We start from the raw sequence: 629 nt of genomic DNA, 5'->3' as shown, positions 1-629 counted from the left end.
CCCTCAGCAGTCGGGACGGTCTCATTAGGTCGCCTTTCTTCGCGGTACCGGCACTGCCCGAAGGATTGCGATTTGTTTGCTGTTCGGCTGGCTACCCCCATACGACGCGCACCGGAGCCGTCGATGCCCTCGCGGCCATGAGAGCGATCGGAGGAGAACGTGGACTTCGCAGTACTACCGCCGGAGGTCAACTCCGCGCGGATGTACGCCGGTCCGGGGTCGGGACCCATGCTGGCCGCCGCCATGGCCTGGGACGAATTGGCCGCCGCGCTGCAGTCGACGGCGGACTCCTACCAGGCGGAGATCACCGCCCTCACCTCCGGCCCGTGGGTCGGCCCGTCGGCCGCGACCATGACCGCGGCGATCGCCCCCTATCTGGAGTGGATGCGGACCACCGGCGCCCAGGCCGAAGAAACCGCCACCAAGGCCCGGGCCGCGGCGTTCGCCTACGAGACGGCCTTCGCCCAGACGGTGCCGCCCCCCGTGATCACGGCGAACCGCACCCTGCTGGCGTCCCTCGTCGCGACGAACTTCCTCGGGCAGAACACGCCGGCGATCGCCACCACCGAGACCGAGTATGCGGAGATGTGGGCGCGTGACACCGCGGCGATGTTCGGCTACGCGGGTTC

General features: G+C 69.3%; 1 protein-coding gene. It reads left to right on the top strand.

The genetic code is table 11. The annotated features are described in order from the left end of the window. Positions 1–159 precede the first annotated feature (159 nt). A partial coding sequence (locus JF781_RS28120) for a PPE family protein (RefSeq protein ID WP_225330686.1) occupies positions 160–629 on the top strand: 470 nt, incomplete at its 3' end.

Source organism: Mycobacterium sp. WUMAC-067, from assembly GCF_020217485.1.
Classification (GTDB): domain Bacteria; phylum Actinomycetota; class Actinomycetes; order Mycobacteriales; family Mycobacteriaceae; genus Mycobacterium.
Note: the sequence above shows the minus strand (reverse complement) of the source record. Positions and strands in the feature narration are given on the sequence as shown.